Origin of the sequence: Coralliovum pocilloporae (assembly GCF_030845175.1) — a bacterium.
GTDB lineage: Bacteria > Pseudomonadota > Alphaproteobacteria > Rhizobiales > Cohaesibacteraceae > Coralliovum > Coralliovum pocilloporae.
On sequence record NZ_CP132542.1, the window covers coordinates 1,145,597 to 1,165,469 of the forward strand.

General features: G+C 55.2%; 17 protein-coding genes, 1 tRNA gene and 1 pseudogene. 14 read left to right on the forward strand and 5 right to left on the reverse strand.

The window, feature by feature from the left end; translation table 11 throughout:
• Positions 1 to 7: 7 nt before the first annotated feature.
• Positions 8 to 934, reverse strand: a complete 927-nt coding sequence (gene xerD, locus RA157_RS05315) for a site-specific tyrosine recombinase XerD (protein WP_350335431.1) — start codon at positions 932 to 934, stop codon at positions 8 to 10.
• 296 nt (positions 935 to 1,230) lie between these two features.
• Between xerD and RA157_RS05325 the strand changes: the two genes are divergently transcribed.
• From RA157_RS05325 to RA157_RS05335, 3 genes are read left to right on the forward strand one after another with little or no spacing between them, the layout of a single operon-like run.
• Complete coding sequence (locus RA157_RS05325; RefSeq protein WP_350335433.1) at positions 1,231 to 1,839, forward strand: shikimate kinase; 609 nt, start codon at positions 1,231 to 1,233, stop codon at positions 1,837 to 1,839.
• Positions 1,840 to 1,857: 18 nt separating this feature from the next.
• Positions 1,858 to 2,988 (forward strand): 3-dehydroquinate synthase, encoded by a 1,131-nt coding sequence (gene aroB, locus RA157_RS05330; RefSeq protein WP_350335434.1) that lies wholly within the window; start codon positions 1,858 to 1,860, stop codon positions 2,986 to 2,988.
• A complete protein-coding gene (locus tag RA157_RS05335) occupies positions 2,985 to 4,250 on the forward strand; it encodes an HlyC/CorC family transporter (protein WP_350335435.1) in 1,266 nt (421 codons plus the stop codon). Before aroB ends, RA157_RS05335 begins: the two co-directional genes overlap by 4 nt.
• 19 nt (positions 4,251 to 4,269) lie before the next feature.
• On the opposite strand, the gene RA157_RS05340 is transcribed toward RA157_RS05335, so the two are convergent.
• Positions 4,270 to 4,530, reverse strand: a complete 261-nt coding sequence (locus RA157_RS05340) for a BolA family protein (protein WP_350335436.1) — start codon at positions 4,528 to 4,530, stop codon at positions 4,270 to 4,272.
• A 90-nt stretch (positions 4,531 to 4,620) separates the two neighbouring features.
• On the opposite strand from RA157_RS05340, the gene RA157_RS05345 reads away from it, so the two are divergent.
• The 4 genes from RA157_RS05345 to RA157_RS05360 all read left to right on the forward strand — a co-directional run bounded on the left by RA157_RS05345 (position 4,621) and on the right by RA157_RS05360 (position 9,257).
• Positions 4,621 to 5,238 carry a J domain-containing protein gene (locus RA157_RS05345; protein ID WP_350335437.1) on the forward strand — a complete coding sequence of 206 codons (618 nt, stop codon included), beginning with the start codon at positions 4,621 to 4,623 and terminating at the stop codon, positions 5,236 to 5,238.
• Between the two features lie 62 nt (positions 5,239 to 5,300).
• Positions 5,301 to 6,287, forward strand: a complete 987-nt coding sequence (gene cobS, locus RA157_RS05350; protein WP_350335438.1) for a cobaltochelatase subunit CobS — start codon at positions 5,301 to 5,303, stop codon at positions 6,285 to 6,287.
• 2 nt (positions 6,288 to 6,289) lie between these two features.
• Positions 6,290 to 8,179 (forward strand): cobaltochelatase subunit CobT, encoded by a 1,890-nt coding sequence (gene cobT / locus RA157_RS05355; protein WP_350335439.1) that lies wholly within the window; start codon positions 6,290 to 6,292, stop codon positions 8,177 to 8,179.
• Positions 8,180 to 8,183: 4 nt separating this feature from the next.
• The gene (locus RA157_RS05360; protein ID WP_350335440.1) at positions 8,184 to 9,257 is read left to right on the forward strand and encodes an esterase-like activity of phytase family protein; all 1,074 of its coding nucleotides are present in this window, start codon (positions 8,184 to 8,186) and stop codon (positions 9,255 to 9,257) included.
• Positions 9,258 to 9,339: 82 nt separating this feature from the next.
• Here the strand turns inward: RA157_RS05360 and rpmB are convergent, their stop codons facing one another.
• Complete coding sequence (rpmB, locus tag RA157_RS05365; RefSeq protein WP_350335441.1) at positions 9,340 to 9,633, reverse strand: 50S ribosomal protein L28; 294 nt, start codon at positions 9,631 to 9,633, stop codon at positions 9,340 to 9,342.
• A gap of 292 nt (positions 9,634 to 9,925) precedes the next feature.
• Here rpmB and RA157_RS05370 point away from each other — a divergent pair, with 292 nt between their 5' ends.
• The 6 genes and pseudogenes from RA157_RS05370 to RA157_RS05395 all read left to right on the forward strand — a co-directional run bounded on the left by RA157_RS05370 (position 9,926) and on the right by RA157_RS05395 (position 17,184).
• On the forward strand, positions 9,926 to 10,780 hold the full coding sequence (locus RA157_RS05370; protein WP_350335442.1) for a DUF3108 domain-containing protein: 855 nt from the start codon (positions 9,926 to 9,928) through the stop codon (positions 10,778 to 10,780).
• 82 nt (positions 10,781 to 10,862) lie between these two features.
• A pseudogene (locus tag RA157_RS05375) lies at positions 10,863 to 11,620 on the forward strand (IS5 family transposase).
• 870 nt (positions 11,621 to 12,490) lie between these two features.
• A complete protein-coding gene (locus tag RA157_RS05380; protein WP_350335443.1) occupies positions 12,491 to 15,337 on the forward strand; it encodes a helicase-related protein in 2,847 nt (948 codons plus the stop codon).
• A 4-nt stretch (positions 15,338 to 15,341) separates the two neighbouring features.
• On the forward strand, positions 15,342 to 15,719 hold the full coding sequence (locus RA157_RS05385) for an RNA-binding S4 domain-containing protein (protein ID WP_350335444.1): 378 nt from the start codon (positions 15,342 to 15,344) through the stop codon (positions 15,717 to 15,719).
• Between the two features lie 178 nt (positions 15,720 to 15,897).
• Positions 15,898 to 16,236, forward strand: coding sequence for a ferredoxin FdxA (fdxA, locus tag RA157_RS05390; RefSeq protein WP_350335445.1), 339 nt, complete (start codon positions 15,898 to 15,900; stop codon positions 16,234 to 16,236).
• A gap of 378 nt (positions 16,237 to 16,614) precedes the next feature.
• Positions 16,615 to 17,184, forward strand: coding sequence for a CarD family transcriptional regulator (locus RA157_RS05395; protein WP_350335446.1), 570 nt, complete (start codon positions 16,615 to 16,617; stop codon positions 17,182 to 17,184).
• A gap of 230 nt (positions 17,185 to 17,414) precedes the next feature.
• Here the strand turns inward: RA157_RS05395 and RA157_RS05400 are convergent, their stop codons facing one another.
• Together RA157_RS05400 and RA157_RS05405 are read right to left on the reverse strand one after the other, a co-directional pair.
• A complete protein-coding gene (locus RA157_RS05400) occupies positions 17,415 to 18,881 on the reverse strand; it encodes a M48 family metalloprotease (RefSeq protein ID WP_350335447.1) in 1,467 nt (488 codons plus the stop codon).
• Between the two features lie 3 nt (positions 18,882 to 18,884).
• The gene (locus tag RA157_RS05405) at positions 18,885 to 19,541 is read right to left on the reverse strand and encodes a hypothetical protein (RefSeq protein WP_350335448.1); all 657 of its coding nucleotides are present in this window, start codon (positions 19,539 to 19,541) and stop codon (positions 18,885 to 18,887) included.
• Positions 19,542 to 19,795: 254 nt separating this feature from the next.
• On the opposite strand from RA157_RS05405, the gene RA157_RS05410 reads away from it, so the two are divergent.
• A tRNA-Arg gene (locus RA157_RS05410) sits at positions 19,796 to 19,872 on the forward strand.
• The last annotated feature ends 1 nt before the right edge of the window (position 19,873 follow it).

The following is a 19,873-nucleotide window of genomic DNA, read 5'->3' on the forward strand; positions in this document are numbered from 1 at the left end:
GGACCTCTTATGCCAGCGGGTGATGATCTTCAACCAGCCGCCGCAGACGCTCTTCAAGAATATGCGTATAAATCTGCGTGGTTGAAATGTCCGCATGACCCAGCATCTGCTGAACAGATCTCAGATCCGCACCATTTTCGAGCAAATGACTGGCAAAAGCATGCCGCAGCACATGCGGAGAGACCTTGTCCCGCGCCAGACCAATCTGGACTGCAAGAGTTTTCAGGTCTCGGGCAAAGGCCTGTCGCGTGAAATGGCCACTTTCTCCAAAGCTTGGAAACAGCCACGGGCTGTCCGTGTAGGATTCATTGGCTTCTCTCAGGCTGACATAGTCTGACATGGCATCCTTGGCGCGGCTGTTGAGCGGGACCAGCCGTTCACGCCCGCCTTTGCCGCGCACCATCAGGAATCTGTCCTTCTGACGGGTCGCTGCAACCGGCAGACTGACCAGTTCGGAAACACGCAAGCCCGTCGCATAGAGAACTTCAAGCAATGTATAAAGGCGCATGGCCCGCAAACGCCTGACGGGTGCCGGATCATCGGTCAGTGCTGCAAACCGGGCTGCTTCAAGCAACCGGTCCACTTCTGCATGGCTGAGGGTCTTGGGCAGGGAACGCCCCTGTTTCGGACCAGACGCATTCACTGTGGGATCATCCAGCCTGAGCCCTTCCGCGTAGAGAAATTTGTGGAACTGGCGCACAGACGACAGCTTCCTTGCTGTTGAGCTCGCAGCATAACCCCGACTGTCCAGATCCCCCAGATAGGCGCTGACATCAGCCTTGTCGCACCGAAGAACGGAGGAGCGGCGCCCGGCCAGAAAGCCGTAATAATCTTCGAGGTCACGGCTATAGGACTGCAGCGTGTTGTCCGCCGCACCACGCTCCGCGCTCAAAAATTCCAGGAAGGATTCCAGATGATGATCCGAACCAGCCACAAAAGCCCCCCTACTTCGGAAGCTTCTTTGCCGGAATGCGGATGGTCATCTCCCGCGGATTTGGCTCGACAAAGTTCGCAAGCCAGAACATAGCCCCATAACCAAGACCACCCAGAACGCCGCAAATGACAAGAAATCTAATCAGGGAAGGCATTGTTTTCCGATTTCTATTGGTTTCGCCTCTGCCGCTTAGTCAATCAGTTGCGGCTGCCTCTTGCAAGTCTCTCCTTGACAGTTCATAGCTCTATCGGCTCAAAGCCTGTATATGTCTCTTTTCCGACCCGCCGGAGCCGCTGGTGACCGAGTTTGAATCTTTGAAATCCATCCCTGTTCCTGATGATCTTCTGGATCTGCTGGGCCATCGCCCTATCGTTCTGATCGGTATGATGGGTGCGGGCAAAACCACCATCGGACGACGATTGGCCGCTCTCCTGGACATTCCGTTCGTTGATGCAGATGCCGAAATCGAAAAGGCCGCCAACCAGACAATTCCAGAGATCTTCGAACAGTATGGCGAAGATCACTTCCGGGACGGAGAGAAACGGGTCATTGCCCGCCTGCTTGAAGGTGGGCAGCAGGTATTGGCGACCGGCGGTGGCGCTTTCATGAATGATGAGACCCGCGCAGCTATTCAGGCCGGTTCTCTCTCCGTCTGGCTCCGCGCCGATTTCGACATCCTGATGGAACGGGTCAGACGGCGGTCCAACAGACCACTGCTGCAGACAGCCGATCCTGAAGGCACATTGCGCGCGCTCATTGACGCACGATATCCGACATATTCGGAAGCGCATCTGACTGTTGAATCCAGGAACGCCCCGCATGAAGCCATCGTTGCTGATCTGGTCAAGGCACTGGCCGACCATCTCGGGTCGCAAAACGTCGCTGACAGGCACTCCGAACAATAACCAATCTGGACCCAAAGAATGACCGAAGAAACCGGGATGCACCTTGAAACCGTTCGAGTGGAACTCGGAGACCGTTCCTATGACATCATTGTCGGCCCGACCAGCCTCAAGAGCATTGGTACCCGCATCCGGGATCTGTTTGGCGATGTACGGACGGCCATTATCACAGACAGGAATGTTGCAGACCTGCATCTCGGAACTGTGGAGCAGGCCCTAACTGACGCTGGCATCGGTCACACAGCAATCATCATGGAGCCGGGGGAGCCGACAAAACGCTATGACGGGATGATGGCTGCCTGTGATGCCATTCTCGATTCAAAGCTTGAGCGCGGTGATCTGATCATTGCTCTTGGTGGCGGCGTCATTGGTGACCTGGCCGGATTTGCAGCCGGTATCGTCCGGCGCGGCATGCGGTTTATCCAGGTTCCCACAAGCCTGCTGGCTCAGGTCGATTCATCCGTTGGCGGCAAGACCGGTATCAACACACGGCATGGCAAGAATCTCATCGGGCTGTTTCATCAGCCAGGCCTTGTCATTGCGGATACGGCAATCCTCGATACCCTGTCCGAACGGGAATTCCGTGCCGGATATGCGGAAGTGGCCAAATACGGCCTGATCAATGACGAGGCTTTCTTCAGCTGGCTTGAAAACAACTGGCAGGCTGTCTTCAAGGGCGGCCAGGAACGGGTTCATGCAGTGGCGACATCCTGTCGGGCCAAGGCAGCTGTGGTTGCCGCTGATGAACGGGAATCCGGTCAACGTGCCCTGCTTAATCTGGGCCATACATTCGGCCACGCACTTGAAGGCATGGCAGCCTATGACCCGGTCAGGCTGGTCCATGGTGAAGGCGTTGCCATCGGCATGGTTCTCGCCCATGAATTTTCGGCCCGGCAAGGTCTCTGCTCACCAGAGGATGCAGCGCGCGCCCGCCATCACCTTGATGCGGTCGGCCTTCCGACTACTCTGCAACAGATCCCGGGACAATTGCCTCCCGCTGAGACCCTGATGAACTTTATCGCCCAGGACAAGAAGGTCTCACGTGGCTCCCTCACCTTCATCCTGACCCGTGGCATTGGGCAGTCCTTTGTGGAGAAAGATGTGGCGCCTGATCTTGTAAAAGACTTTCTCGAAGATAAATTGAGTGCATGACCACGATGCTCTGGCTGACCATTCTCGCAATTCTGGTGCTTTTGGCCCTGTCCGGCTTCTTTTCCGGATCTGAGACAGCGCTGACCGCCGCGTCCCGCGCCCGGATGCATCAGCTTGAAAAAAGTGGTGATCAGAAAGCCTCTATCGTCTCCCGGCTGATTCAGGTGCGGGAACGCCTGATTGGCGCGCTGCTTCTCGGCAATAATCTGGTCAACATTCTGGCCTCGGCCCTGGCCACAAGCCTGTTTATCCAGCTCTTTGGTGAAGCGGGTGTGGTTTATGCCACTCTGGTCATGACCGCACTGGTTCTGATTTTTGCGGAAGTTCTGCCCAAGACCTGGGCCATTAGTGCACCGGATGAGTTTGCCCGCGCTGTAGCCCCCTTTGTCCGCGTCGTCGTTGCCGTGTTTGCACCGATTACGGCAGGCGTCACCCTGCTTGTGAACCTGCTGCTGAAACTGTTCGGCATTGATACCAGTCGGTCCGGCCTGACCCCGCATGAAGAGCTGCGCGGTGCTGTTGATCTTCACCACAAGGAAGGCAGCCTGGTCAAAGCTGACAGGGATCGTCTCGGCGGTCTGCTGGACCTGCACGAACTGGAAGTATCCGACGTGATGGTCCATCGCACCAAGATGATGGCACTCAATCTTGATGACGGGAATGAGGAACTGGTTCGCGAGGTTATCGCCAGCCCCTTTACCCGCCTGCCACTCTGGCAGGACAATCAGGACAATATTGTCGGCATCCTGCATGCAAAAGATCTTCTTCGGGCTCTGGACGCCCATGAAGGAGATGCTGACAGCCTCGATCTGAAGACAATCACAACAGAGCCGTGGTTTGTGCCGGACACAACGCCCCTGCAAAGCCAGCTCAATGCCTTTCTGAAGCGGAAGTCACATTTCGCGCTGGTCGTTGATGAATATGGCGAGGTGCAGGGTCTCGTCACGCTCGAGGATATTCTGGAAGAGATTGTCGGCGAGATCGCAGACGAGCACGACGTCGATGTGAAGGGTGTCCAGATCCTCACCGATGGTTCGATCAATGTGGATGGTTCGGTTCCGATTCGCGATCTCAACCGCGCCATGGACTGGGACCTGCCGGATGAGGAAGCCACCACCATTGCCGGACTGGTTATCCACGATGCCCGCATGATCCCGGATGAAGGCCAGGCCTTCAACTTTCACGGTTTCCGTTTTCTCGTGGTCCGGAAGGATCGCAACCGAATCATTCAGCTGCGCATCCTGCCGCTTGTTCAGGCCTGAACCGAAAACAGGAGCACCATCAGGGCGCTGATGTCTGAATGGCCAGGGCATGAACCCTGTCATTGAGTTCCGCCTCAAGAACCGCATTAACCTGACGATGACAGGCAATACGTGTCTCGCCGCGGAATTTTTCCGATACGATTCTCACACGAAAATGAGTCTCACCACCTTCACGCCATCCGCCATGTCCTTTATGACGGTCAGATTCGTCGATCACGTCCAGTTCGACCGGCGCAAAAGCGTCTGTCAGTTTTTTGATAATGCTGTCCTTGACGCTCATCGGCTTCGATGGTCCTCTATTTGTTTGTTTGCAGATGGATGTATCATTGACTTGGGTTATGGACCAAATCCAGCACGTTGTTGAGAGGCAATGAAACTGAATTCACGATATTTCGACAGCATTCGGGTCAAGCCGAAGGCCGAGGAAAAGAAGGAGCCGGAGGGCCAGCCCTGCGAATGGGAAGGGTGTACCCGGACCGGATCTCATCGCGCGCCCAAAGGACGTGACAAGGAAGGTGAATTCTTCCATTTCTGCATTGATCATGTGCGGGAATACAACAAATCTTATAATTATTTCAATGGCCTGTCGGATGATGACATCCACAGCTACCAGAAGAACAACGCGACCGGACAACGCCCTACCTGGTCCATGTCAGCCAATTCATCTGCCCAGCGCACAAGCGCCCATCACCGCTTTAGGCAGGCTGGCTGGCAGGGTAAGGTCAATGATCCGTTCAACCTGTTTCGCGAGAGCCACAAGGAAACCAAGCCTGAACCCCGTCAGCGCAAGCTGAAGCGTATGGAAGAGAAGGCTTTCACCACCCTTGATATCCCCCATTCAGCCGGGGAAAAGGAGATCAAGGCGAAGTACAAATTACTGGTCAAGCAGCACCATCCGGATGCCAATGGCGGCGACCGGAGTTCAGAAGATCGATTGAGAGAAATTATCCAGGCATATAACTATTTAAAAAAAGCCGGTTTCTGCTAAACCATCGTATAACAGGTTCGATTTCCAGCCTATCATAACAGGCTGGCCCCAATGGAGGTTTCATGAGCGATGCAATTGAGCAGGCAACCGGCCTGCCTGATACAACGGTGTCTGTCCGGGACATATTCGGCATCGACAGCGATCTGGTCGTTCCCGCCTATTCGGAAGCATCCGAGCACGTGCCGGATCTGGACCCGGATTATCTGTTTGACCGCCAGACAACCCTGGCCATTCTGGCTGGTTTCGCCCGTAATCGCCGTGTGATGGTGACCGGCTATCACGGGACCGGGAAATCCACCCATATCGAGCAGGTTGCGGCACGGCTGAACTGGCCCTGTGTCCGGATCAATCTCGACAGCCATATCAGCCGTATCGATCTCATCGGCAAGGATGCGATCGTCCTGAGAGATGGTGCCCAGATCACCGAGTTCCGGGATGGCATTCTGCCCTGGGCCCTGCAGAACAACGTCGCCTTGGTGTTCGACGAATATGATGCTGGCCGTCCGGATGTGATGTTCGTCATTCAGCGTGTTCTGGAAGTTTCCGGCAAACTGACACTGCTCGATCAGAACAGGGTTATCCGGCCTCATCCGGCCTTCCGCCTGTTCGCGACAACCAACACCATTGGCCTTGGCGATACATCCGGCCTCTATCATGGCACTCAGCAGATCAACCAGGGCCAGATGGACCGCTGGTCAATTGTCACCACCCTGAACTATCTGCCCCATGACAATGAGGTCGATATCGTTCTGTCAAAGATCAAGTCTTTCCAGAACGACAATGGCAAGGATACGGTTTCCAAGATGGTTCGCGTCGCCGACATGACCCGCAGCGCGTTCATGAATGGCGATCTGTCTACCGTGATGAGCCCGAGAACTGTGCTCACATGGGCAGAGAATGCAGAAATCTTCGGCGATATAGGTTTTGCCTTCCGGGTCACCTTCCTCAACAAGTGTGATGAGCTGGAGCGCGCGCTCGTGGCTGAATTCTATCAGCGCTGCTTCGGGCAGGAGCTGCCTGAATCATCTGCCAATATCGCGATGAGCTGATCATGTCGGCGGGCGACAAGGACACACGGAACCGCGCACCGGATACTGATCCGTTCAAGCGCGCGGTTGCCAACACGCTGCGGACGATTGCCGGGGACCCGACAATCGAGGTGGCCTATGGCACCGACAGGCCGATCGTGTCCGGCAATCGCATTCGCCTACCGGAACCACCCCGGACACCAGAGGGACAGGATATCGCGGCCACCCGTGGTTATGGCGATGCTGTTGCCCTGAAACTCGCATGCCACGACCAGGCCATTCACAAACGGTATCTGCCTGAAGGCAGAAACGCGCAGGCGCTGTTCAATGCAGTGGAACAGGCCCGCGTCGAGGCGATTGGCTGCGAAGCCATGCAGGGCATCGCGGGCAATATCTCGGCGATGCTGGACCACAAATATTCAAAGCCGCAATATCAGGAAGTGCGGGACAAGTCGGATGCTCCGATGGCCGATGCCGTCGCCCTGATGGTCCGTGAGCATATTGCAGGCATTGCGCCACCCCCTGGAGCCAAGAAGATCCTCGACATCTGGGGTCAGTGGATCAGTGAACGCGCCGGCGACAATTTCGCCTCCCTTAAAGACGCACTGGATGATCAGGGCGAGTTTGCCCATGCGATCCGCGATCTCATAACAGCGCTCGAGATGGGGGATGAACTCGGGGACGAACCGGAAGAAGACGAAGAGTCCGAAGAGGACAGCGACGAGAATACCGGCGACGACAACCAGACCCAGGACGAGCAGCAGCAGGATGATGGTGACGGGCAGAGCGACCCGGAAACCAGCGAACAGAGTGACGAATCCCAGTCCGGCGATGGCGAAGCCGAGGAAACCCAGACTGATGTTGTCATGGATGATGACAACGACCAGCAGGCACAGGAACCGGGTGAAACCTGGCTTCCGAATTTCCCCGACAGCAACGAGCCTCCGGTGGATTACCGGATCTTCACGTCCCGCTTTGATGAGATGATCAAGGCCGAAGAGTTGTGCGATCCGGCAGAGCTTGAACGCCTCAGAAATTATCTCGACAAGCAACTGCAGAGCCTGCAGGGCGTTGTCTCCCGCCTGGCTAATCGCCTGCAGCGGCGCCTGATGGCCCAGCAGAACCGTTCATGGCAGTTTGATCTGGATGAAGGCCTGCTGGACACCGCCCGCCTCACCCGCGTGGTCACCGATCCAATGCAGCCTCTGTCTTTCAAGCTTGAGAATGACATCGAGTTCAAGGATACGGTCGTCACGCTTCTCTTGGACAATTCAGGCTCCATGCGCGGTCGCCCGATCACCGTTGCGGCCACCTGTGCGGATATTCTGGGCCGGACGCTCGAACGCTGTGGCGTCAAGGTGGAGATTCTCGGCTTCACTACACGCGCCTGGAAAGGCGGCCAGTCTCGTGAAGCCTGGCTGCAGGCCAACAAACCGGCTAATGCCGGGCGTCTGAATGACCTCAGACACATCATCTACAAGTCAGCTGACGCACCGTGGCGACGGTCCCGCCGCAATCTCGGCCTGATGATGCGGGAAGGCCTTCTGAAAGAGAATATCGACGGTGAAGCTCTGGATTGGGCTCATAAGCGACTTCTGGGGCGTCCGGAACAACGCAAGATCCTGATGATGATTTCCGACGGGGCTCCGGTGGATGACTCAACCCTATCGGTGAACCCGGGTTCCTATCTGGAAAAGCACCTCCGTTACGTGATCGAGGAGATCGAAACCCGGTCTCCGGTCGAGCTTCTCGCCATCGGCATCGGTCATGATGTGACCCGATACTACCGTCGCGCGGTCACCATCGTCGACGCAGAAGAACTGGCAGGCGCCATGACTGAACAGCTCGCCTCCCTGTTCGATGAGGAAGGCGCGCGCGGCAAACGCAAACGTGCGGTTCGGCGGGCGGGGTAGCCGGATGCCGGGGCCACATCTCAGTCAATGGGTAACGGTCCTAAAACAGGCGGCTTTTGGCCTGACAGCAATGCTCGCAGCCTCAGTCAGTGTACCGTCTGCCCATGCGGATGGCGCTTTCCCCATCAAAACCTCGACCATTGACCGATTCAGAATTGGGCGAAGCCAGTCTGTATTCGGTCCACTAACCTTTCTGGGTGGTCTGGAGCTGTCGTCCCGGACAAAATCCTTTGGCGGTCTATCAGGCATCCGAACCCTGGACAATGGCACGACTTTCCTGACAGTGAGCGATACCGGTCGCTGGTTCGAAATGGAACTGAGCCATCAGGATTTCAAACCGGTCAGCGCAACACTCAAGCGGTCTGGTGTACTGCTCGATCGCTCAGGACGCCCACCACGCAGAAAATGGCAATCCGATGCAGAAGCCCTGGAGGTGATCGGAAAGGACCGGGCCCTGGTGAGTTATGAGGGCCGCAGCCGGATATGGTCATATAGCCTCAAGGGTGGAGCAATCGAAGGCCGTCCGACGCAGATAGCTTTGCCGAAAGCCATATCCTCAGTCCGTGGCAATAAGGGACTTGAAGCACTTGCAGTTTTTGAAGGTCGCCAGGAGAAGGTTGTGGCCCTGTTCGAGCGGCAGCTTGACCAGGCCGGTCACCATACGGGCTGGCTCCGCGACAATGGCAGGTGGCACAGGATCTCCATTCCGCGGAAGGTTGCCTTTGACATCACCGATGCGGCATTCCTCGACACTGGCGGACTGTTGATTCTGGAGCGGTCATTTTCCTACAGCGATGGCGTTCGCATGCATATACGGCACTTTCCGCCGCACAGAATAAAGCCCGGCTTCTTCGGGTCCGGGCAGTCCCTAATCGAAGCGGATCTTTCCGACCAGATCGATAATATGGAAGGCTTGTCAGTTCATACAGGACGAGACGGGCAAATCGTCCTGACGCTGATTTCAGACGATAATTTCAACCTGCTCCAGCGCACTATCCTGCTTCAGTTCGCACTGGATACAGCCCAGCTTCACAGCGGCATCCCTACCCCTGAAAAACGCCCGGCAACTGATCCGTAAATTATCCGGGAATGAAACAGGCACAAAAAAAATCGGCGGGAAAACCCGCCGATCCAAACTGTGCTTTCGATATGTCGAAAACTTAAGCCTGAGCTTCTGTAAGCTTCTTCTTGACCTGACGCTTGACCGTCAGGGCACGGGAAGAGAGCTCACCGTCTCTTGCTTTCATCAGGAACTTGTCCAAACCACCGCGATGTTCAACGCTACGAAGAGCGTGAGCACTGACGCGCAGCTTGATGCTTGATCCCAGCGCATCGCTCAGAAGCGTAACATTGCAGAGATTCGGCAAAAACCGCCGACGCGTCTTGTTGTTCGCGTGGCTGACATTATTACCGGACTGGACGGCCTTGCCCGTCAGTTCACAGCGTCTAGCCATAGCAAAATCCTCTCTAGCTGCCGAAACCCATGTTTCGACCTTGTCCTACACCAATAAAGGCGGAAAGTCGCTTTCCTATAGAGAGTGCAAACCAAGACGTCAAGCGCAGAAACGGCCCGCAAGCCAAACTATCTGTGCCTTCTCCCCTCCATAGCATTTTTTTACCCATATCGGCGAATAATGTTACCCGCCATTAACCGGATTTTATGGTTAACGATGTTTTTCTGTCTGAGTTTTCATCAATTGACCGAATTGCCTTTTGAATAAGAAAAGCACTGTGGGAGTTGCGTCTATGAGTTCGCAGTCAGTCGTAAAGCCTGTTTCATGGCTACTGGTGTCAACTGGCCTGTTGCTTGCCGGAATTGGCTCTGCCTCCGCGGAAAGCGAGAAGAAAAACGTCCTCTCGGCCAAGTTCCAGATCACAATTGCCGGTTTCCAGATCGGTAAGGCGCAGATGACTGCAGACTATAGTGACACGACCTATCGCATCGACGCGCAGGGCAAAACCACAGGCCTGTCCCGGATTGTTTCAAAGGGTCGCGCCCGCATTATTTCAAATGGCCTTTTTGATCGGGATCTGCCTGTCCCGGCCGCCTATGCGCTCAACAGCAAAGATTCAAAGCAGAATATTGTCCAGATGGCTCTGACCAAGGGCAATGTTGCAAAACTTGCTGTCCAGCCGCCACTCAAGAAGATGAAGGACCGTGTTCCGGTCAAACCGGCTCACCGACACAATGTCGTGGATCCGCTGAGCGCGCTGCTGTTTCCGGCAAAGACTGCAAGCCGCCTGGAACCCCGGGAATGCGAACGCCTGCTCCCCATTTTCGATGGGCGCTTGCGGTACAACATCCGCCTTTCCTATAAGCGCAGCGCTGAAGTGGATACCGGGGATGACAGCTCATACAAGGGCAAGGCTCTGGTCTGTCAGGTCCGCTTCGAGCCGATCGCAGGACATCGATCAAACAAGCAGCATGTGGAACGGCTGAAGGCGAATACAGGTATAGAAGTCTGGCTCGCACCACTGGGTGATACCGCAATGCTCGGCGGCTATAAGGTGGTTATCGCCACCAAATATGGCGAACTGGCGGTTTCCCCGACAAGCTATCGCGTCGGGGCTGACACGTTGCAGACCGCCTTAAATGACTAGGTTCAATCGACATTCAGTCTTCCCAAGTTGGGTACAGATGTGATTCATAGGTTTCCAGATTCGATGAACTGGAGATGCTTTGATGCCCAAGCGCTATGAATTGACGGTTTCGCAATGGCGTAAGATTGAAGGGGTTTTGCCGGGCAAGCCTGGAGATCCAGGACGTAGCGGCAGAGATAACCAGCTGTTCGTAAACGGTGTTTTGTGGGTTCTACGATCCGGGGCGCACTGGCATGATCTTCCTGAACGCTACGGCAAATGGAAGACAGTGCATAAACGCTTCACTCGCTGGGCCGAGGCGGGCGTGTGGGAACGGGTGTTCGAGCATCTGATCAAGGACCCTGATAACAGCTACGTCTCGCTCGACAGCAGCCTTGTGCGCGCGCATCAACAGGCGGCGACAGGCAAGGGCTCAAAAGGGGGGACCAGGCTTTGGGGCATTCCCGAGGTGGTCTGACGACAAAGATCCACCTCGCGACGGATGCTCTTGGCCGTCCTCTGCGTATCATCCTGACGCCAGGCCAGCGTGGAGATGCACCGATTGCACCTGATCTTCTGGACGGCCTGACACCGAAGCGTGTGCTGGCGGACAAAGCCTATGATTCCAATGCGATCCGTGCTTTGATCCGCGCAATGCGGGCTGAGCCGGTGATCCCGTCTAACCCGACACGAAAACATCGCATCCCCTACGACTTCGAAGCTTATAAAGTCCGTAATACGGTGGAGCGATGCTTCAACAAGCTCAAGCACTTCCGACGTATCGCAACACGCTTCGACCGAAGGGCCATATACTTCCTCAGTTTCGTCCAAATCGCAGCTGCAATACTATGGATGAGATGAATGTCGATTCAGCCTAGGGGCGGCCCAAGGCCGCCTTTACAGGTCTGAGCACTTGAACATCCGATCTTCATCCCGTTGATTGACGGAGATGTCCCAGCTCACCGCATAAGATCGAAGAGTACGCCGCCGCAATCTGGCTGGTCAAACCAACTCCTTGATCGTGACAGTAGGTCACAATACACCGTCTGGGGTTGAATACCTTCCTGAAATTGGCAGAAAGACACTTTCTGCCAATCCCATATCGCGTGAAAGCATCTGATCCACTCCGTCAGTCATTTTTGCGGCTGAGCTCGATTAATCTTGCCTATATTCTCGAAAGCACAGGATATCGAAGGCAGTTCTCTTCCAGAAAGTGTCCCGGAATAGAACACCTTCGTTACTCAGTTGAAAACCCCCATACTCATAGAGCCTGGCTAACTACTAGCGCCTCTCAATATGTTGATTATTTTTCTCCAGAGACACCAGATGCAGAGAGAACAAAAAAAGAACGAGGCAATGTCAGTGATTCGGACATGCTCTGTTCCTGCTCTGAACGCTTGGTAAACTCCTAGATTGCTGATTTAATTATATTATTAGCACTTATTTTACATTTTATACGCGGGAAGGCGCAACGCACGCGAAGAGTGTCTATAAAAGAAAAATCAACCGGAAAACAACATATCGTCGCAACAGGCTCCGACACATCCAGATATAGCCGTGAACAAAACTCGAAACTTCAAAAGTTATCGATTCGGACTAGATTCGTTCTTTTTTTGTACCAAATACTCAAAAAAGAGCACCAAAACACGGCCAGAAGAGGCAGAAAGCAAAGGACAAACGCGCCTGATCCGTGCTAGGAGCACGTGGTCAAATTCGTCAAGATATCCAGCAATGACTTCTCCCCCTCACATCACCATTAATCAAACAGCACCCGTCAAGGCTGTTCTGGGACCGACCAATACGGGAAAAACCCATTTTGCCATTGAACGCATGCTGGCTAACCGGACCGGGATGATCGGCTTGCCACTGCGCCTTCTGGCACGGGAAGTATACGCGCGGGTCACAGACAGGGTCGGGCTTGCCGCTGTCGCTCTGATAACGGGTGAGGAACGGATTATCCCGAAGTCTCCCCGCTACTGGATCTCCACCGTGGAGGCCATGCCCAAGGATATCATCACAGATTTTGTTGCCATTGATGAAATTCAGCTGGCCGGTGATTTCGAACGTGGACACATCTTCACCGATCGCATGCTGACGGTGAGAGGGCAGTACGAAACCCTCCTGCTCGGCTCAGACACTATGCGGCCGCTGATCCAACATCTGCTTCCTAATGCGGAAATCATCACCCGTCCCCGCATGTCTGTCCTCTCCTATGCAGCCTCAAAGAAGATCAGCCGCCTGCCGCGACGGTCTGCTATCGTCGCCTTCTCTGCCAATGATGTTTATGCCATTGCAGAACTCGTCAGACGTCAGAGAGGCGGTGCAGCGGTTGTGATGGGCTCTCTCAGCCCCCGCACCCGCAACGCCCAGGTGGAGCTGTTCCAGTCCGGCGATGTTGATTTCCTTGTTGCGACCGATGCCATCGGCATGGGCCTTAATCTAGATGTCCATCACGTCGCTTTTGCCTCTGATTACAAGTTTGACGGATTTCAGTACCGGCCGCTTTCGGCAGCGGAACTTGGACAGATAGCAGGGCGCGCCGGACGCCATACACGCGACGGCTCCTTTGGCGTCACCGGCAGAACGGCTCCGTTTGACGACGGCCTGGTTGAGCGGCTCGAAACACACGAATTCGAGCCGTTGAAGGTGCTGCAATGGAGAAACAACCGGCTCGATTTCAGCTCAATTGATGCTCTCAGACTGAGCCTTGAGACACCACCCGACAGAACCGGACTGACCAAGGCGCCACCTGCTGACGACATCAGAGCCCTCGAATATGCCCTTCGGTTACCGGAAATTGCTGAAAAAGCGACGGAAAGGGACCGGATTTCACTTCTCTGGGACTTGTGTCAGATCCCCGATTATCGGAAGATCGCGCCAGCCAGCCACGCAGAGCTGCTTGCGACCCTGTTCGAGTTTCTCGAAAATGGTCGTCGCATTCCATCTGGATGGTTTGCCAGCCAGACAGCCTATGCGGACCGGCTGGATGGTGATATCGACACCCTCGCGAACAGGATCGCCCACATAAGAACTTGGACATTTGTCTCGAATCGAAAAGATTGGCTTGACGATCCGGCCTATTGGCGAGAAGAAACACGGGCAATTGAAGACAGATTATCAGACGCGCTGCATGAAAAGCTGACACAGCGCTTTGTTGATCGACGAACCAGCGTATTGATGAAACGCCTGAGAGAGAATGTAATGCTTGAAGCCGAGATCACGGCCGGTGGTGAAATTGTTGTGGAAGGCCAGCACGTCGGACACATTACCGGATTCCGGTTCACCCCTGACGCAACAGCCGATGGCCCTGAAGCCAAGGCACTCCGCGCAGCCGCCAACAAGGTGTTGTCCGCTGAAGTCGAGAGACGTGCCGTGCGTCTGGCCGATGCAGCAAATCAGTCTTTCATTCTGTCCAGCGACGGATCCCTCCGCTGGCAGGGCGAAGTTATTGCCAAACTGTCCTCAGGTGATGATGCTCTGAGCCCGCGCTTTGTACTGCTGGCGGATGAGCATTTGTCCGGGCCATCTCAGGAAAAGGTCCAGCAGCGCATTGATCTCTGGCTCGCCAATCATGTGGAAACTCTGCTGAAGCCCCTTATCGACCTGAAGAATGCGGAAGGTCTTGAAGGCATTGCCCGGGGCATTGCATTCCAGCTGGTCGAAGGCCTTGGCATTCTTGAACGCTCAAAAGTGGCTGAGGAAATCCGTCAGCTTGATCAGGATGCCCGTGGATCCCTGCGCAAGTATGGCGTCCGCTTTGGTGCCTATCACATCTACATCCCGGCATTGCTGAAGCCGGCACCGGCAAATCTCCTGACCATTTTCTGGGCTCTCAGCCAGGACTGCCTGGATGCCAAGGGCGTGGTTGAAGTGCCGCAACTGTCCATCGCCGGACGAACCTCTGTTGAAGCAGACCCGGAGATCTCACAGCAGATTTATCTGACATCCGGCTTCAAGGTTTATGGCCAGCGGGCTGTGCGCATCGATATTCTGGAACGGCTGGCCGATCTCATCCGCCCGATCCTTGCATGGCGGCCGGGAACAGACAGCGAAATGCCGGAAGGTGCCCTTGAGACCGGTCGCGGCTTTACAGTCACTGTAGCGATGACCTCCCTTCTCGGCTGCGCCGGAGAAGACTTCTCATCCATTCTCAAGTCTCTCGGCTACCGGGTGGAGCGCCGTCTGATTGAACCATCAGAAGAAGCCGCCGAGACCTCAGCTGAGACGATCTCAGATACAGCTGCCGCCGAAGAGGCCCCTAAGCAGGAAGATAGCGCTCAGGCCGCAACTCATGAAGATGCGCCTGCCGCAGAAGCTGTCGAGGACGAGCCGAAATATCTCGAAATCTGGCGCCCTCAGCGTCAGGACCGGCAGCCACGCCACAGCAACAAGCAGCGGGCGGACAACAACCGGAATCGCAAAGGTGCTGCCAAACAGGGCAAGCCATCCCAGCAGTCTTCAAACAAGAAGCAGGGTGGATCCCGTTCGGATAAAGGCCGCGCCGACAAGCCGCTGGATCCGAATTCTCCATTTGCGGCATTGGCGGCTCTCAAGGATACAATGTCCAAGCACGGCTAACCGGATGACATCAGACCGGCAGCGTATCGATAAATGGCTCTGGTACGCCAGGGTGGTGAAAAGCCGCACCCTGGCACAAAAGCTGGCCGCTGCCGGTCATGTCCGGATCAACAAGGAGAAAACCTCCGCCCCAAGCCAGGCTGTGAAGCCTGGTGATGTGCTGACGATTACACTGCCGCGACGTATTCTGATCTACCGTATCCTCGACCTTGGAACACGGCGCGGACCGGCAGTGGAAGCCCAGACGCTCTATGAGGATCTGTCACCTCCCCCGGAGCCGAAGAGCGAACCGAAGCCAGAGAGCGGCCCGCGACGGGAGCCCGGCTCAGGCCGACCGACAAAACGTGAGCGACGCAAACTGGATCAGCTTAAGGGCGGTTGAAAATCGCACAGGCGCTTTCACAAGTCCGGGAACACGTGATCAACGCTTGCATCGACTTTGTAAAACCGCTAGAGCCTTTCCGGGTTTATCAGAATGCCGGTCGACCAGCTCACTCGCATGGCCCGTGCATTGTATACGGAATGATTGAAACGGGCTCCCCGTTCAACAGGAGGCATGGATGACATACGTCGTCATCGATAATTGCATTCGTTGCAAATATACAGACTGCGTGGATGTTTGCCCTGTAGACTGCTTCTACGAAGGTGAAAACATGCTCGTCATCCATCCGGACGAGTGCATTGACTGCGGCGTGTGCGAGCCGGAATGCCCGGCGGAAGCCATCAAACCGGATACCGAACCGGACCTGGACAAATGGCTGACCATCAACGCGGAATATGCGGAGAAGTGGCCAAACCTGACGGCCCGTCGCGACCCGATGCCTGAAGCCGAGAAACATGACGGCGAGGCAGGCAAGCTGGAGAAATACTTCTCCGAGAAGCCTGGTGAAGGCGACTGATTTCGCATATCGGCACCTTGGTACCGTCATTAACGAAAATGTAAGATTTTTCGGAATCCTGATGTTATTGCATAGCAGCAATGCGTCGTTGGGGTTCCGAAAAGTGTTATTTTATGATAGGATACGTGTTCAGTCGGCAATATCTGTCAATGTCGAACTCCCTCCGGGAGTTTTTTTATGTCCGCCAGCCTGAGTACAGAGACTGTATTACACGGGCGTGACATTCGACGCAAAATCCTGACATCGGCTGAAAGACACGACGGGAATACGGCAGGAAGTCCCTTATTTCTGCTGAGCGTTTATCTCGTCCAACAAAAGGGACGCGGGCGGTGACATCAACCTGACTGTCCGTCCAGATGCGCGGGAGTTATAAAGCGTATGGCAATTACGAAGAAATCATCTCAGCGGCAGGGATTCAAAACGGGCGAGTACATTGTGTACCCCGCGCATGGCGTGGGTCAGATTACGGAAATAGAAGAGCAGGAAATCGCTGGAATGGCGCTTGAGCTGTTCGTCATCTATTTCGACAAGGACAAGATGACACTGCGGGTTCCGACAGCGAAAATTGAGTCCGTCGGAATGCGGAAGCTGTCAGACGCAGCTGTTGTCAAGAAAGCACTGGAAACGGTTCGTGGGCGCGCGCGTGTCAAGCGCACCATGTGGAGCCGCCGTGCTCAGGAATATGAAGCCAAGATCAATTCCGGTGATCTGATTTCTATTTCTGAAGTGGTTCGCGACCTGTACCGTTCCGACAGCCAGCCGGAGCAGTCCTACAGCGAACGCCAGCTCTATGAAGCAGCGATTGATCGCATGGCACGCGAACTGGCAGCCGTGAACAAGGTTTCCGAAACTGAAGCCATTCAGCTTGTGGAGAAAAACCTTCAGTCCAACGCCAGCCGCAGACCTAAGGCCAGCGACGAGAATCAGGAAGAGGAAGCAGCTGCTTAGAGCGCGCTTCTGAAAAGTTGACAGACTTTTCAGATAAGAGCTTGCGGATAGTTACTGCTTCGCTTTCACTTAGAGCGTGTTGCGCCAAAGTGGGAACCGGTTTGGCGACAAACAACTCACGTCATCAAAAACATAGAGCATGCGCATGAATCTCGTTCATCGCAAAATGCTCTAAGACAAAGCCCGGCTTTCTGCCGGGCTTTTTCATATCCGGACGGCAAACCAGTTCCTTATTCGGAGACAATCTTGACCAGTTGACCGGGCTTAACCGGGTTACTGGCGCTGATGCCGTTCAGAATACGGAAGAGACGCGCGGGCTGAGCAACACCACGCATGCGACGGACAAGCGGTCGCACATTCCCGTTCCGCGGAACCTCAACCACCCGGATACGCAGAGGCTTCAGCGAGGCGGCCTCTTCCAGCGACAGGCGTCTGAAGCTCTGAACAACACTGTCCGCCGCGTTGAAAAAGCCTGCATCCGGTGTCTTGGTCGCAAAGAGGAACCGGTATGTGGCAGTCCCGATACGGATCAGAGCGATCCGGAATGCCCACTTGCCACGACGCGCATCTGCAGTAGCAACAGGCAGGCCCTCGACCTTCCGGGTTCTGATACTGGAGCGGTCCAGACCCTTGATCCAGCCTGACTGGATATAATCAGCCAATGTCTGCCTGATCGGCACATCCACACCGTCAAACCGGATGGCAGTGCCCTGCTCTGTGGTCGCAAAAACCGCACGCGGCGTGTTCTCAATCCGGCTGCCTGCGGGCAGGTCAAAACGGATCCTCAGATCCGCATGAAAGAATGTGCTGCCGCGCACATAGCCTTCCTCGGAATCATCCCCGAACAGAACGCCATCGAGAGACTTCAGGAACCGGTCATCATCACTACGGCGGGCTGCTTCAGGTCCGGAAAATGAGCGGGCGAAATTGATGGTCTCCCGAATCCGGTTTGGTGTCGACGGATGGGTCATCAGAAAGTCATCGCCATCATCCGAACGAACAGACCCTGCCCGAAAGGACGAATACCGATCCAGCGACATCAGGAAACGCGAGGCTCCGTACGGGTCAAGCCCGGCACGCGCAAGGGTTCTGATTCCGGCCTTGTCGGCTGCCAGTTCCTGTGCCTGGCTGAACCGGGCAATCTCGTTTTTGCTATTCTTGAGAATGCGCTCGCGGGTCTTGCTGTCAATCGAGACTGTTGAGAGAATTTTACTGGCCAGAAGCGTGTTTCGAACCTTGTCTTCCCGCGCGATACCATGTCGCTCTGTCACATGTGCCATTTCATGCGCGATAACGGCTCCGATCTCGGAGAGGTCATTGGAAAGAGCAAGCAGGCCACGCGTCACATAGACATAACCACCCGGCAGGGCAAAGGCATTGACGACCGGTGAATTCAGCAGGGTGATCTGATAATTCTGGGCCGGATTATCAGAGGCAGCAACCAGACGGCCTATCAGGGCCCCAAGGCTGCGCTCTACCTGGGCATTCTCATAAATTCCGCCATAGGCCGCAACAATCTTGGGGTGTTCCTGTCGCCCGATCCGGGCATCACGGCTCTGCGTCCTGTCACCCAGCGTAACCGGTCCAAAGCCACCGCTAAGCGTCTGGCATCCAGACAGAAGCGCAACAGCCAGCAGGGACAGCATGAGGCCACGCCAAAGCCGCGCAGATACGAATGCGAACTGTACAAGGCTCATTCGTCAGCGATCCTCACCCAGAAACCGAAGTTGTGCCGGGTGGGTAACATGAATAACCGTACCGTTCCAGCGACGAACCCATCCCGTAACCTTAATATAGTCACCTTCTCCGAGAAGCGAAATCTCAGCCCGTTTCAAAAATTCGGCATAGGCTCCCGGTTCAACCGTCACCGAGAAATCACGCGACCAGTCCCGGCTCGAGTTGATATATACCCTGTTGCTGCGGATGTGGGCCGAATTCACTTTCACGATAAAACTGTCAAAACGCTCGGTTTTAAGGACCTTGCGCGCATTTCGCGTGGTAATCACCATAAGCCCTGTCCGGTTATTATCTGACAAACGCGCCAGAACCTCAGCACAGGCCGAACCGGAATCAGGCATGACAAGATACGCTCCCATACGCACCAGAAGAGCCTGTAACCAGTCAGAAGAGTCCGGCAAGAATATGTCCTGTTCCTGGCGACCCGTCAGGGCAATATGGGCAATCAGGCGGCCATATCGATCCTTACCAAAGGTACGAAAGCGGATAGCTTGCCCAGGTTTCAGCAGCCCCTCAAGGCGCATATCCGCATTAACGCCCGGGCGCGGCACAACATCAGCCAGGCTCAGCACACGCCCGTCAGACAGGGTCAGCAGCCCGGCACCATCAACCGATTCCACAATCCCGTCCCCAAACGGTTCCAACCATGGCCCGCAGCGCTCAGAAGCATTGACCGAGCCTGCCGTCAAAAGTCCTATAACCAGGACAAAGCAACAACGACAAAACACAGCAGACACACACACCACCCCGACTGACAATCAATCCGAATTGCATTGAAGTAGCAGAAGAGGTGTTAACACAACTGACAATGACAAAAAAATCTGAACGCTTCCTGCTGCATCAGCTGATATTCTATGCTATGCGACGCACAGTCGGCCCCGTAGCTCAGCAGGATAGAGCAACTGCCTCCTAAGCAGTAGGTCACACGTTCGAATCGTGTCGGGGTCGCCAC